Raw genomic sequence first — 14,009 nt, 5'->3', positions numbered from 1 at the left:
GCCAGTACCACGGCGGCGGCGATGACACGCAAGGGTCTCTTGCCGTACACGGAACTCCGCTTCTCGATCGGATTGATCGGGCCTGCGGGGTGGCGCCCACCAAGGCGCGGCTGCCGGCATGCCGCGTACGCGTCGAGATGAACGAGAGCCCCCCGGCCCCGCCTCCAGTGCCCCCCACTGCGAGGTGGACGGATCGTAACAGCGGCCGATGACAACGCGGCAGGGCCCGTCCCCCCTTGCGGAGGTACGGGCCCTGCTCAGCGGGTTACGCGTCAGCCGTTGCGCTTCCAGCGCGGCTTGTCGTCGCGGCGCCCGAAGGAGGAGCCGGAGTTCGAGCCACCGCGGTGGTCGTCACGGCGACCGTAGGGGCGCTCGTGGCCACCGGAGCGGAAGCCACCGCCCGAGGGGCGGTCGTCGCGGCGGTCACGGTTGAACGGACGGTCGCTGCCACGGTGGCCGCCGGTGGGGCGGTCGTCGCGGCGGTCGTCGCGGCGGAAGCCACCGGACGGGCGGTCGTTGTCCCGGCGGAAACCACCGGAAGCCGGACGGTCGTTGTCACGGCGGAAACCACCGGAAGCCGGACGGTCATTGTCCCGACGGAAACCACCGGAAGCCGGACGGTCATTGTCCCGACGGAAACCACCCGAGGCCGGACGGTCATTGTCCCGACGGAAACCACCGGAAGCCGGACGGTCATTGTCACGGCGGAAACCACCACGGTCGTTGTCACGGCGCTCGTCGCGGCGGAAGCCGCCACGGTCGTCGCGGTCCCGGCGCTCGAAGCTGCCGCCCCGGTCGTCGCGGCGGAAGCCACCGGACGGACGGTCGTTGTCGCGACGGAAGCCGCCACGGTCGCCACGGTCGTTGTCACGGCGCTCGAAGGAGCGGCCACCACGGTCGTCACGGTCCCGGCGCTCGAAGCTGCCCCGGTCGTCACGGCGGTCGCGGCGCTCGTAGTTGCCACGCTCGTCGCGGGAGTCACGCGACTCGCGCGCCGGCTGCTCCGGTACGGACGCGATCGCGGCCTGGACCTCGGCCTCCGCGGCCTCCGCCACCTCGGCGACGGCGGCCTCCGGGTCCTCGCCCCGCTCGCGGGCGGCACGGGCGACCAGGCGGTCGGCCTCCTCGCGCAGCTCGACGGCCCGGCGCTGGAGCCGCTCCAGCTGCTTGGTGAGGTCGGCGACCTCGCGCTCGGCCTGCTTGGCGGCGTTGTTCGCGGAGTCGGCCTGCACCTCGGTCAGGGACCGGGCGCCGGTGATCTCGGCGACCTCCGGGTCGAACGCCCCGGCACCGCCCACGATGTGGCGCGTGGCGTCGACGCCCGCGTCCTCCATGAGGCGGAAGATCTGGCGGCGCTGGTGCGGCAGGGCCAGCGAGACGACCACGCCGGACTTGCCCGCACGGGCCGTACGGCCCGAACGGTGCAGGTAGTCCTTGTGGTCGCCGGCCGGGTCCACGTTCAGGACCAGGTCGATGCCGTCGACGTGGATGCCGCGCGCGGCGACGTCGGTGGCGACGAGGGCGTTGACGTAGCCCTTCTTGAAGTCCTCGAGGACGCGCGTACGGGCGCCCTGCGTCATGCCGCCGTGCAGCGCGTCGGCCTTGACGCCGGTGTCCTGCAGCTGCTCGGCGATGCGGTCCGCGCCCAGCTGGGTACGGACGAAGATGATGGTGCGGCCCTTGCGGGCGGCGATCGCGGCGGTGACCGGCGCCTTGTCCTTGGGCTTCACGACCAGGACGTGGTGGGTCATCGTGGTGACGTTGCCCTGGGCGCTGTCGACCTCGTGGACGACCGGGTCGGTCAGGTAGCGCTTGACCAGCGTCGCGATCTCGTTCTCCATCGTCGCGGAGAACAGCAGGCGCTGGCCGCCGGCCGGAACCTGGTCGAGCAGCTCGGTGACCTCGGGCAGGAAGCCCAGGTCGGCCATCTGGTCGGCCTCGTCGAGGACCGCGACCTGGACGGCCTCCAGCGAGCAGGCGCCGCGGTTGATGATGTCGCGCAGGCGGCCCGGGGTGGCGACGAGGATGTCGACGCCGCGCTCCAGGGCGTAGATCTGGTTGCCCATCGACGTACCGCCGCAGACGACCTTCATCTTGAGGCCGAGGACGTCGCCGTACGGCTGGAGGGCGTCCGCGACCTGCATCGCGAGCTCACGGGTCGGGGTGAGGATGACGCCGCGGGGCTTCTTCTTGTCGGTGTGGCCGCCGGCCAGGGTGGCGAGCAGCGGCAGACCGAAGGAGAGGGTCTTGCCGGAGCCGGTGCGGCCGCGGCCGAGGATGTCCTTGCCGGCCAGGGCGTCCGGGATGGTCGCGGCCTGGATCGGGAAGGGGGTGGTCACGCCGTTCTGGGCGAGCTTGCGGACGACGCCCTCGGGCAGACCGAGGTCCGCGAAGGTGACGGTCGGCTCGTCCGCCGCATCCTGCTCGGGAGCGTCGGTGGCCTCGGGAGCGTCGGTGGCCTCGGGGGCCGCTACGGTCTCGTCGGCCTCGTCGGCGAGAGCAACGCTCTCGTCGAGGTCGTTGCTCTCGGGCATGACGGCGTGGTCAGGACTGAAAATGGACATGCGAAATGCGAAACCTTCCGGAGTCTCGGCACGCGCCCGTCAACTCCGTGTTTCGCAATTCGACCGCCTCGATGCGGTCAGTCACGGCAAGGGAGAGTACGCGCCACACGCGGCGCTCTCGGTAGTGGCGCCGGGCAAAGGGGAACATGGGATCAAACGATCTACCACCATACGCACCCTCCCCCACTCAGCGCAAACCGGTCCACGTCGGCTGTCTGTGACGTCGCTCTCACGCCGGTGCGACCTGCGGCGATGCCACCGGTTCCGCCGACGCCCCCATGGACTGCGTACGGGTGTCGGCGGCCGGCGAGGCGGACGGCGGGTCCGACGGGTCCGGGCTCGGCTCGGTGGGCGGTGTCGGTGTGGGCGTCGGCTCCGGGGGCGGGGTGGGCTCCGGCGGCGTCGGCTGCCCGCTCGGCGAGGCCCCGCCACCGCCGCCCGGCGCGCCGCCGTCACCGGTCGGTGAGGCGGCGGGCGGCCGCGCGGGCCGGGCCCCCGGCTTGCCGTCCGCGGACGGCTTGCCGGACGGCGCCGCGGACGGCTTCACCGGCCCGGACGCCCCGTCGCTCGGCTCGGGCGACGCCCCGTCCTCCTCGCCCGGCGCGCCCGCCTGGCCCTCCACGCCGTGCCCGGTACGTACGTCATGCCGCCCGCCCGGCGCGTCCTCGCCGCCGTCCGGCTCGGCCGCCGCTGCCTCCGACGGGCCGGCGGACCGGGTGGGCCCGGGCTTCGCGCCCGCGTCGGTGACGCTCATGCAGCCGCTGACGGAGCCTGCGGAAGCCGCTACCGCCAGCGCGGTGACGGCCCATCGGACGGGGGCGGACAAATGGCGCACGAGGGCACCTCCAGGGGTGCGGGACGGGGGTTTCCCTGCCCAACTCCCCAGGCCCCACAAGGACACGCCCGCCCCGGGACCGGTGTCATGCGACCGTCAGCCGTACCCGAGCTCGTGCAGCCGCTCGTCGTCGATCCCGAAGTGGTGGGCGATCTCGTGCACCACCGTCACTTCCGTCTCGGCGACCACGTCCTCCCGGGAGTCGCACATCCGCAGCGTCGGCCCCCGGTAGATGGTGATCCGGTCGGGCAGCACGCCCGCGTACCACTCGCCCCGGTCGGTCAGCGGAGTCCCCTCGTACAGACCCAGCAGATCCGGATCGTCCGCCGCCGGCTCGTCCTCCACGAACACCGCGACGTTGTCCATCAGCCGCGTCAGTTCCGGCGGGATCCTGTCCAGCGCCTCGGCGACCAGTTCCTCGAACTCCTCGCGTGTCATCTCCAGCACGCGGCCATTGTCACGGATGGCCGGGCATAGTGGCCCGTCCGCATGGGCATACGGCGCCCATGGCCGCCCGAGCTGCCCTCCGCACCACCTACGCCCGCCTGCTGCACCACTACCGCTCCCGCCGCACCGGCCCCACGTCCACCCTGGTCCACACCCCTCACCCGTACGCGCGCGCCTTCGGCATGGTGACCGTGGTCCTGCTCGGCGCGTGGCTCGGCCTGCTGATCGTCGGCAGCGTCCGTACGCCCGTGGGGCCGATGGACACGAGCATGACGCTGCGGCCTTCCCTGCACGGCGGAACGAAGATCAACGTCTCGCCGCTGGGCGCGCTGGAACTCGACTCGCACACCGCGCCCATCCGGCTCGACGTGGACGTCGACCAGCTCGACCCGGTCCGCGCACAGGCCCTGGTGGAGCACCCGGAGCGGATCACCGGCCTCCAGGACGAGATCACCCAGGACGTCGCCGACGGCACCCGTGAGCTGGCCCTGCGCTCCTGCGTCGCCGTCGTGTCCGGCGCCACCGCCCTCGGCCTCGCCGTCTACCGCCGCCCGCGCCGCGCTCTCGCGGCCGGCGGCCTGGCGCTCGTACTGCTGGGCGCCGCCGGCGTCTCCGCGTACGCCACCTGGAACCCCAAGTCCGTGCTGGAGCCGAAGTTCTCCGGGCTGCTGTCGTCGGCCCCCTCGGTGGTCGGCAACGCCCGCTCGATCGTCACCGAGTTCGACGTCTACCAGAAGGAACTCGCCCGTCTCGTCACCAATGTGACGAAGCTGTACGAGGCCGCCTCGACGCTCCCGACGTACCAGCCCGACCCGGGGACGATGCGCGTGCTGCACGTCTCCGACATCCACCTGAACCCGGCCGCGTGGGAGATCATCCGCTCGCTCGTCGAGCAGTACCGGATCGACGTGATCATCGACTCGGGCGACACCATGGACCACGGCACCGCCGCCGAGAACGGTTTCCTCGACCCGATCCCCGATCTCGGCGCGCCGTACGTCTGGGTGCGCGGCAACCACGACTCGCAGGTCACCCAGCGGTACCTGGCCGGCCTCCGGAACGTCCACGTCCTCGACGAGGGCCGCGCCGTCACCGTCGCCGGCCTCCGGGTGGCCGGCACCGGCGACCCGCAGTTCACGCCGGACCGCTCGGTGGTGCCGGCCGGCGACGACGCCGAGCGGGCGGCGGGGGCCCGGCTGGCGGCCGCGCTGGACGCCCAGCGGCGGGCGGGCAGGCCGGCGGACATCGCGGTGGCCCACAACCCGGTCGCCGCCCAGGAGACCGACGGCAAGGTCCCCCTGGTCCTGGCGGGCCACGTCCACCGCCGGGTGAACAAGCTCCTGCCGAACGGCACACGCCTCAAGATCGAGGGCTCCACGGGCGGCGGCGGCCTGCGCGCCCTGGAGAGCGACGAGCCGGAGAAGGTCCACGCCTCGGTCCTCTACCTCGACCGGGACACCCGCCGGCTCCAGGCGTGGGACGAGATCACCCTGGGCGGCCTGGGCCTGACGACAGCCGAGGTCAGCCGCCACGTCCCGGAGGAGAACCCCCCGGCCGCCCCGTCCACCACACCCTCGGGAACCCCTTCCTCGCCCCGCTCCCCCACCCGGTCCCCCTAACCGTTTTGGCGAACCGTCCCCGCATCCCATATGCTTCTCACGTCCCCGACGCGCTGACGAAGCGCCCAGGCGGGCCAATTAGCCCTCATCGTCTAGTGGCCCAGGACGCCGCCCTTTCAAGGCGGTAGCACGGGTTCGAATCCCGTTGGGGGCACGCATCACCGTGTGCGAGACTGGTGCTCGCGCATTGCTTGGTCCTGTGGAGCAGTTTGGAGTGCTCGCCACCCTGTCAAGGTGGAGGCCGCGGGTTCAAATCCCGTCAGGACCGCTGCGGCTCGAAAGAGCCGCGTGGCTGGGTAGCTCAGTTGGTACGAGCGTCCGCCTGAAAAGCGGAAGGTCGCCGGTTCGACCCCGGCCCCAGCCACCGTAGCCCTACCAGGGCAAACACCCCCGTCGAGGATCATCGGCGGGGGTGTTTTCGTGCCACCTACGCCAACCGGTGCCCCAGCGAGGTCACGAGAGGCCATTCGCGCCCTGCCCCCGGACGTTGTCCGGCTCCGGTGGCGTCCCGATGCGGGACGTGAACACCAATCCGCGTTCCTTCCACTCAGTGCCGGCGGCGGCCCGCTCCTGAGCCTGCCGCTCCTTGTGGTCGACTAGGGCCTGGTCACGAACGGCGGAAGCGGCACCGTACGGACGGAGGCGAGCGTCTTGGGATGGACGAGCATCAGCTCACCGCTTCCCGAAACACGGTGCGCCTGGGATTCAACGACTCGTTGCAGAACGATTGGTCTTCGCGAACAAGAGAGAACACCGAGTCAGAACTTTCGTCGATGAGCAGACGCGGTCAGCGGGAGATTCATATATCCGCACGACTGGTGAAGAACACGCCGATCCCAGAACCAGCCGACATCGCCGAGGGGGTCATCGCCTACATGGCGTCAATGGGATACAAGCAGACGCACTACGTCGACGACGTCACTACCGTTACGCCCAACCCGAAGCAGGCTGAGGAATCGGCCATCGAGGCCGGCATTCCGCTGCTGGTCAGGACAGGCGTGAGGTATACCGACTCAGAAGCCGTGCGCGTCACGATCACGACGATGCCGACAGGCCGAAACGTCCTCCGGTACGAGCTCGGGACAGGTGTGCCGAATGCATGACGACCGTGTCACCATCCGGCCTGCCAGCCCCAGCGAAGCGGACGTTATCGCGTGCATGTGGGACGAAGCCGCTGGATGGCTCAAATCAAAAGGGGTCGATCAGTGGCAATACCCAGCAAATAAAGATAAGATCGCCCAAGATATCGACCACCTGCACGCCTATGTGGCCGGCAGAGGCGCTGACTATCTGGGCACAATAACCGTAGACACGTTCGCCGATCCGGAATTCTGGCTGCCTGACGATGCACCGGACAGCGCGCTGTACGCCCATCGCATCATCGTGCGCCCCACGGCCGACGTCGCCGAATTGGGAACGGCGCTTCTCGATTGGGCCTCAGAGAAGGCAGCACAATTCAACAAGGCATGGCTACGGGTCGACGCTTGGAAAACGAACGCCAAGCTTGGCCGCTATTACGAGTCTCAGGGGTTCGAGCACGTCAGGACCGTGGATCTCCCTCACCGCAGATCAGGCGCCTTGTACCAGCGGCCGGCCGGAAGCATCAGGGGCGGCGGCCCTCGGTACTTGGGGCTGGAGGTGCCCATGTACGACGCGAACGGGAACCCGGAGTGGGGCAGGACGTCTGGGATCTGAAGGGGTGCCTGCGCGGCGAGCACCTGGTTGGCGTACGCCCACGCGTACGCCAACAGCAGCGCACAAGCGCAGCCACCAGAGAGCCCAAGCGCCCTATGCGATCTGCCTCCTACGTCGCCAGACACGGCCTGAAAAGCGGAAGGTCGCCGGTTCGACCCCAGCCCCAGCCACCACCACGAAGGCCCCGTCCCCCGGACGGGGGCCTTCGACGTACCCGCCGCCGCGGGGCGGGGGCCGAAGCCCCCACCCGGCCCCGTCAGGCCCGCTCGCGGCCGCGCCAGCCGCGGACGCCGAGGACGACCGCGACGACCGCGACGACCACCAGGAGCAGCGCCCAGTCCGGAACCGCGCGGCCCAGGCCGGAGGCCCACTTCTCCACCGCGTACGAGTCGTCCACCGACAGCAGGCCCGGCAGGGCGGTCGTGCCGTCGAAGGCCAGGAACAGCGTGCCCAGGGCGATGAAGAACAGGCCCGACAGCAGCGACGTGCTGTGCAGCTCGAAGCGGCCCGCCCGCAGCGCACGCCCCCGCAGCCAGACGCGCCGCCCCAGGTCGTAGCGGTCCCACAGCAGAGCCAGCACGAACAGGGGCACGGCCATGCCGAGGGCGTACACGGCCAGCAGCAGTCCCCCGTACACCGGGCTGCCGCTGAGCGCCGCCACCGTCAGGACGCTGCCCAGGATCGGTCCCGCGCAGAACCCGGCCAGGCCGTAGACCAGGCCCAGGGCGTACACGGAGAGCGCCGAGACAGGGCGGATCCGGCCGCTCACCTCGGCGATCCGGCGCGAGGCGAAGCCCAGGCCCAGGATCTGCGCCACGCCCAGCGCGACGATCGTCCAGCCGCCGACGGCGACCAGCAGGTCACGGTGGCCGTAGAAGAGGCGTCCGGCGAAGGACCCGGCCGCGCCCAGCGGGACGAGCGTGGTGGCGAGACCGGCGTAGAAGATCCCGGTACGGGCCAGGAGACGGGCCCGGGTGTCGATGGAGTACGCGAAGAAGGCGGGGAGCAGCAGGGCACTGCACGGACTGAGCAGGGCGAGCAGCCCGCCCAGGAACGCGGCCAGGTAGCCGATGTCCGTCACTTCGCAGCCTCCCGCTTCGCCGCCTCGATTGCGTCCGTGAACATCTCCATGGGCTGTGCGCCCGCGATCGGCCGGCCGTTCACCAGGAACGACGGCGTGGACGTGGCGCCCAGCGCGTACGCCTGCTCCTGGTCCTTGGCCACCGCCTGCCGTGCCGCCTCGCTGTCGAGGTCGCGGCCGAAGCGGTCGAGGTCGGCGACGCCCGCCTCCCGGGCCAGCGCGGTCACCCGGTCCTTGCCGAAGCCCTGCTCCTTGGCGCCCTCGGCGTACGCCGCCTTGTGGAACTGCCAGAACCGGCCCTGCCGGCCCGCCGCCCACGCGGCGCGTGCCGCGCGCTCGGACTCCTCGCCGAAGATCGGGAAGTTGCGCCACTCGATGCGCAGGGTGCCCTCGTCGACGTACTTCTCGATCAGCTCGGGCCCGGTCTCGCGGGCGAACTTCCCGCAGTAGCCGCACTTGAAGTCGGCGTATTCGATCAGTACGACGGGGGCGTCGGCGCGCCCGACGGCGAGCGGGTCCTTGGCATCGCGCCGGGCGTACTTCTCCAGCTCGGGATAGACGCCGGTCCGCGGCTCGGCGGAGCTTTCGGCGACGACCGTGGGGGAGGGGGAAGCCGGCTTGGTGGCGGTGTACGAGACGAGGCCGAGCAGTGCGGCCGCGGCGACGACACCGGCGCCGATGACGTACGGCTTCTTGGACGTGGGCATGGTGGGACTCCTGTACGCATGGGGAAGTGACCGGCGGGAAGTGCGGCGCGCCGGCTATACGCGCAGGATCGACAGGTCCATGGGAGAGGGCGGTACGAGCGGCGGCGGCCCCCGCTCGGGGCGGACGTCCAGGACCGTCTCGTCCGCGCCCCACGCACCGGTCGCCACCCGCGCCGCGTGCAGGGCGGGCAGCAGCTCGCTCAGGGAGCCCGAGCGCGGCGGCACGGCGGGCGCCGACCGGCCCTCGTCGTCCGGGGCACCGCACCCGGGCGCCTCCTCGGCCCCGTGCCCCGCGTCCGCCCGGACGGCGACCGGCGCCTGACCGGCCCCGTCACGGGCGTCCGCCCGCAGGAACCGCAGCGCCTGGCCGGCTCCGTCGCTGGCGTCCACCCGGACGGCGACCGGAACGGCCGGGACGCCCACAACCGCCGAGACCCCCGGGGCAGCCGAGGCCGCCGGGGACACCGGGACCGCCGAGGCAGCTGGGGCCGTCGGAACGCCCGGAACCACCGGAACCACCGGAACCACCGGAACCGCCGGGGTCACCGGGGTCACCGGGGTCACCGGGAAGACCGAGGCAGCCTCGACAACCCCAGCCGCCGCATCGGCGCCCGGGCCCACCGGAACCACCGGGGTGACCCCGGAAGCAACCCCCGCCGCCGCGCCGGCACCCGTACCCGTGGCCGACCCGCACACCAGCAGGGCGAGCAGGGCGGCCGTCGGGCGGCACCACCGGCTGCCGGCACGGGGCATGGGGCACCGCCTTCCAAGGTCATCCGGGGCTCGTCGACTCGCCGGAAATGGTACGGGGAAATCGGTTCGCCACTCCGTCGCCGCGAGTGAGATCCTGGGTCAGGTATGTCTACTTCCTTCGCCGACCTCCAGACCCTGCTGGCCGAGGTCTCGCTGCGCGACGCGCACCGGCTCGGCCGCCGTCTCGAAGGCGCCCGCCGCATCCGTAAGCCCGAAGCCCGGCAGGCCGTGCTGGACGAGATCGCCGCCGAGGCCGGGAAGGCCGCTGCCCGCACGGCAGAGCGCGCGGCTCGGGTGCCGGAGATCACGTACCCGGAGCAGCTGCCGGTCAGCCAGAAGAAGGACGACATCCTGGAGGCGATACGCGACCACCAGGTCGTGATCGTCGCCGGTGAGACGGGGTCCGGCAAGACGACCCAGATCCCGAAGATCTGCATGGAGCTGGGGCGCGGCGTCCGGGGCATGATCGGCCATACGCAGCCGAGGAGGATCGCCGCCCGCACGGTCGCCGAGCGCGTGGCGGACGAGCTGAAGACGCCGTTGGGCGAGGCGGTCGGCTGGAAGGTGCGGTTCACCGACCAGGTGAACCAGGACGCGACCTTCGTCAAGCTGATGACGGACGGCATCCTGCTCGCCGAGATCCAGACGGACCGCGAGCTGCGCGCCTACGACACGATCATCATCGACGAGGCCCACGAGCGCAGCCTCAACATCGACTTCCTGCTCGGCTACCTCGCCCAGCTCCTCCCCAAGCGCCCCGACCTCAAGGTCGTGATCACCTCCGCGACCATCGACCCCGAGCGCTTCTCCCGCCACTTCGGCGACGCGCCGATCGTCGAGGTCTCCGGCCGTACGTACCCGGTCGAGGTCCGCTACCGCCCGCTCCTCGAAGAGGACTCCGAGGACTCCGACCGCGACCAGATCACCGCCATCTGCGACGCCGTCGACGAGCTCCAGGCCGAGGGCCCGGGCGACATCCTGGTCTTCCTCTCCGGCGAGCGCGAGATCCGCGACACGGCGGACGCGCTGATCAGGAAGAAGCTCCGCAACACCGAAGTCCTCCCCCTCTACGCCCGCCTCTCGCACGCCGAGCAGCACCGCGTCTTCCAGCAGCACTCCGGCCGCCGCATCGTCCTGGCGACGAACGTCGCCGAGACGTCCCTGACGGTCCCCGGCATCAAGTACGTGATCGATCCCGGCACCGCCCGCATCTCCCGCTACAGCCACCGCACCAAGGTGCAGCGCCTGCCGATCGAGCCGGTCAGCCAGGCCAGCGCCAACCAGCGCAAGGGCCGCTGCGGCCGTACGTCGGACGGTATCTGCATCCGGCTGTACGACGAGGACGACTTCCTCGCCCGCCCCGAGTTCACCGACGCCGAGATCCTCCGTACGAACCTGGCGTCGGTCATCCTCCAGATGACGGCGGCCGGGCTGGGCGACATCGAGAAGTTCCCCTTCATCGACCCGCCGGACCACCGCAACATCCGCGACGGCGTGCAGCTCCTCCAGGAGCTGGGGGCCATCGACCCCACCCAGAAGGACCCGAAGAAGCGGCTCACGCAAGCGGGGCGCAAGCTGGCCCAGCTGCCGGTGGACCCGCGCCTGGCCCGGATGGTCCTGGAGGCGGACAAGAACGGCTGCGTACGCGAGGTCATGGTCATCGCGGCGGCCCTGTCCATCCAGGACCCGCGCGAGCGGCCGGCCGAGAAGCAGGCGCAGGCGGACCAGCAGCACGCCCGCTTCAAGGACGAGACGTCCGACTTCCTCGCCTTCCTCAACCTGTGGCGCTACATCCGGGAGCAGCAGAAGGCGCTGTCGTCGTCCGCGTTCCGCCGGATGTGCAAGTCCGAGTACCTCAACTACCTGCGCATTCGCGAATGGCAGGACATCTACACGCAGTTGCGTACGGTCGCGAAGCAGATGGGCATCCACCTCAACGAGGAGGACGCCCCCGAGCAGCAGGTGCACATCTCGCTCCTCGCCGGCCTGCTCTCCCACATCGGGATGAAGGACATCAAGGACGGCGCCAAGAACGAGTACCTGGGCGCCCGCAGCGCCAAGTTCGCGATCTTCCCCGGCTCGGCGCTCTTCAAGAAGCCGCCGCGTTTCGTGATGTCCGCCGAGCTGGTGGAGACCTCCCGCCTGTGGGCGCGGGTCAACGCCAAGATCGAGCCGGAGTGGATCGAGCCGCTGGCCGGGCACCTGCTGAAGCGCACGTACTCCGAGCCGCACTGGGAGAAGGACCAGGCGGCGGTGATGGCGTACGAGAAGGTCACGCTGTACGGCGTACCGATCGTCGCGCAGCGCAAGGTGAACTACGGGCGCATCGACCCGGAGGCCAGCCGCGAGCTGTTCATCCGGCACGCGCTGGTGGAGGGCGACTGGCGTACGCACCACAAGTTCTTCGCGGACAACCGCAAGCTGCTGACCGAGGTCGAGGAGCTGGAGCACCGGGCCCGGCGCCGCGGCATCCTCGTGGACGACGAGACGCTGTTCGACTTCTACGACCAGCGGGTGCCCGAACACGTCGTGTCGGGCGCGCACTTCGACTCGTGGTGGAAGCACAAGCGGCACGAGGCGCCCGAACTGCTGGACTTCGAGCGCGAGATGCTCATCAACGAGAAGGCGGGCGCGGTCACCAAGGCCGACTACCCGGACTCGTGGCGGCAGGGCGCGCTGAAGTTCCGTGTGACGTACCAGTTCGAGCCGGGCGCGGACGCGGACGGCGTCACCGTCCACATCCCGCTCCACGTGCTGAACCAGGTCACGGACGAGGGCTTCGACTGGCAGATCCCGGGCCTGCGCGAGGAGGTCGTCACCGAGTTGATCCGCTCGCTCCCGAAGCCGGTCCGCCGCCACTACGTCCCGGCGCCGAACTACGCGAAGAAGTTCCTGGAGCGGGCGACGCCCCTGCAGGAGCCGCTGACCGTCACGCTCGCCCGTGAGCTCCAGCGGATGGTGGGCGTCCCCGTCGACGCCGACGACTTCGACCTCTCCCGCGTCCCCGACCACCTGAAGATCACCTTCCGGATCGTCGACGAGCGGCGCCGCAAGCTCGCCGAGGACAAGGACCTGGAGGCGCTCAAGCTCCAGCTGCGCCCGAAGGCGCGCCAGGCGCTCTCCAAGGCGGCCAAGGCCGCCACGGCGGGCCCCTCGGGCTCCGGCCAGTCCCTGGAGCGCACGGGGCTGACGGACTGGACGATCGGCACGCTCACCAAGGTCTTCGAGACCCGCCGCGCGGGCCAGCCCGTCAAGGCGTACCCGGCCCTCGTGGACGACGAGGGGCCGGCGGCAAACACAGTCTCCGTACGGCTCTTCGACACGGAGGCCGAGCAGGCGCAGGCGATGTGGCGCGGCACCCGCAAGCTCATCATGCTGAACATCCCGGTGAATCCGGCCAAGTTCGCCTCGGACAGGCTGACGAACCAGCAGAAGCTCGCCCTCTCCCGCAATCCGCACGGCTCGGTCCAGGCGCTGTTCGACGACTGCGCGACCGCCGCCGCCGACCGGCTGATCGCCGAGCACGGCGGCCCGGCGTGGGACGAGGAGTCGTTCCGCAAGCTGTACGACAAGGTCCGCGCCGACCTGGTCGAGCTCACGATCCGCACGGTGGACCAGGTGCAGCAGATCCTGGCCGCCTGGCAGGCCTGTGAGCGCCGCCTGAAGGCCACGAACAGCCTGGTCCTGGTGAACAACGTCCAGGACGTGCGCGAGCAGTTGGCGGCCCTCATGCCGGCCGGCTTCGTGACGCGGACGGGGCTGCGGCGCCTGCCGGACCTGATGCGCTATCTGGTGGCGGTGGACCGCAGGCTCCAGCAGATGCCGACGTCCGTCCAGCGCGACACCACGCGCATGGCGAAGGTCCACGAGATGCAGGACGAGTACGCGTGGCTGCTGGAGCAGCTGCCCAAGGGCCGCCCCGTACCGCAGGAGGTCCTGGACATCCGGTGGATGATCGAGGAGCTGCGGGTCAGCTACTTCGCCCACGCCCTGGGCACGGCGTACCCGGTCTCCGACAAGCGCATCGTGAAGGCGATCGACGCGGCGGCACCCTGAGAGCCGTATCGGGACCGTCGCCAGGAGTGAGGTCGACCGGACCCTCTGACCTGCTGTACAGTGTGATTCGCAGCCGCGCGGTCGGCCGCGAATCAAGGTCCTGTGGAGCAGTTGGTTAGCTCGCCACCCTGTCAAGGTGGAGGTCGCGGGTTCAAGTCCCGTCAGGATCGCAGCGAATCAGCAAGAAGGGCCCGTATCCCCCCAGGGATACGGGCCCTTCTTGCTCTGTGCCTTGACGCGGGCATCTGCCCC

10 protein-coding genes and 4 tRNA genes are annotated in these 14,009 nt (G+C 70.7%); 8 read left to right on the top strand and 6 right to left on the bottom strand.

The genetic code is table 11. The features are described from left to right. Nucleotides 1-272 precede the first annotated feature (272 nt). The 3 genes from BKD26_RS34245 to BKD26_RS34235 all read right to left on the bottom strand — a co-directional run bounded on the left by BKD26_RS34245 (nt 273) and on the right by BKD26_RS34235 (nt 3,846). A complete protein-coding gene (locus BKD26_RS34245; RefSeq protein ID WP_084906330.1) occupies nt 273-2,564 on the bottom strand; it encodes a DEAD/DEAH box helicase in 2,292 nt (763 codons plus the stop codon). A gap of 229 nt (nt 2,565-2,793) precedes the next feature. Continuing rightward, complete coding sequence (locus BKD26_RS34240; RefSeq protein ID WP_241518978.1) at nt 2,794-3,318, bottom strand: hypothetical protein; 525 nt, start codon at nt 3,316-3,318, stop codon at nt 2,794-2,796. Nucleotides 3,319-3,495: 177 nt separating this feature from the next. Beyond that, complete coding sequence (locus BKD26_RS34235) at nt 3,496-3,846, bottom strand: metallopeptidase family protein (RefSeq protein WP_179166812.1); 351 nt, start codon at nt 3,844-3,846, stop codon at nt 3,496-3,498. Nucleotides 3,847-4,028: 182 nt separating this feature from the next. Between BKD26_RS34235 and BKD26_RS34230 the strand changes: the two genes are divergently transcribed. The 6 genes from BKD26_RS34230 to BKD26_RS34205 all read left to right on the top strand — a co-directional run bounded on the left by BKD26_RS34230 (nt 4,029) and on the right by BKD26_RS34205 (nt 7,160). Further along, entirely contained in the window at nt 4,029-5,465 is a 1,437-nt protein-coding gene (locus BKD26_RS34230) for a metallophosphoesterase (protein ID WP_241518983.1), read from the top strand. An 81-nt stretch (nt 5,466-5,546) separates the two neighbouring features. Next, nucleotides 5,547-5,619: transfer RNA gene (locus BKD26_RS34225), tRNA-Glu, on the top strand. 39 nt (nt 5,620-5,658) lie between these two features. After that, nucleotides 5,659-5,733 (top strand) — tRNA-Asp (locus tag BKD26_RS34220). A gap of 22 nt (nt 5,734-5,755) precedes the next feature. Further along, a tRNA-Phe gene (locus BKD26_RS34215) sits at nt 5,756-5,829 on the top strand. Nucleotides 5,830-6,121: 292 nt separating this feature from the next. Continuing rightward, nucleotides 6,122-6,568: a hypothetical protein gene (locus BKD26_RS39935; protein WP_143662743.1), complete on the top strand. Its 447-nt coding sequence runs from the start codon at nt 6,122-6,124 to the stop codon at nt 6,566-6,568. Then, complete coding sequence (locus BKD26_RS34205) at nt 6,561-7,160, top strand: GNAT family N-acetyltransferase (RefSeq protein ID WP_179166811.1); 600 nt, start codon at nt 6,561-6,563, stop codon at nt 7,158-7,160. The genes BKD26_RS39935 and BKD26_RS34205 overlap by 8 nt, the downstream gene beginning before the upstream one ends. A gap of 256 nt (nt 7,161-7,416) precedes the next feature. On the opposite strand, the gene BKD26_RS34200 is transcribed toward BKD26_RS34205, so the two are convergent. From BKD26_RS34200 to BKD26_RS40665, 3 genes are read right to left on the bottom strand one after another with little or no spacing between them, the layout of a single operon-like run. Beyond that, a complete protein-coding gene (locus BKD26_RS34200) occupies nt 7,417-8,241 on the bottom strand; it encodes a cytochrome c biogenesis CcdA family protein (RefSeq protein ID WP_084906323.1) in 825 nt (274 codons plus the stop codon). Next, a complete protein-coding gene (locus BKD26_RS34195) occupies nt 8,238-8,948 on the bottom strand; it encodes a thioredoxin domain-containing protein (RefSeq protein ID WP_084906321.1) in 711 nt (236 codons plus the stop codon). The genes BKD26_RS34200 and BKD26_RS34195 overlap by 4 nt, the downstream gene beginning before the upstream one ends. A 54-nt stretch (nt 8,949-9,002) precedes the next feature. Next, on the bottom strand, nt 9,003-9,701 hold the full coding sequence (locus BKD26_RS40665) for a hypothetical protein (protein ID WP_107418095.1): 699 nt from the start codon (nt 9,699-9,701) through the stop codon (nt 9,003-9,005). A 105-nt stretch (nt 9,702-9,806) separates the two neighbouring features. Between BKD26_RS40665 and hrpA the strand changes: the two genes are divergently transcribed. Next, complete coding sequence (gene hrpA, locus BKD26_RS34185) at nt 9,807-13,757, top strand: ATP-dependent RNA helicase HrpA (protein WP_084906317.1); 3,951 nt, start codon at nt 9,807-9,809, stop codon at nt 13,755-13,757. A 96-nt stretch (nt 13,758-13,853) separates the two neighbouring features. Next, nucleotides 13,854-13,927: transfer RNA gene (locus BKD26_RS34180), tRNA-Asp, on the top strand. The last annotated feature ends 82 nt before the right edge of the window (nt 13,928-14,009 follow it).

This window comes from Streptomyces sp. CB03238, from assembly GCF_002099185.1.
Classification (GTDB): Bacteria; Actinomycetota; Actinomycetes; order Streptomycetales; family Streptomycetaceae; genus Streptomyces.
Note: the sequence above shows the minus strand (reverse complement) of the source record. Positions and strands in the feature narration are given on the sequence as shown.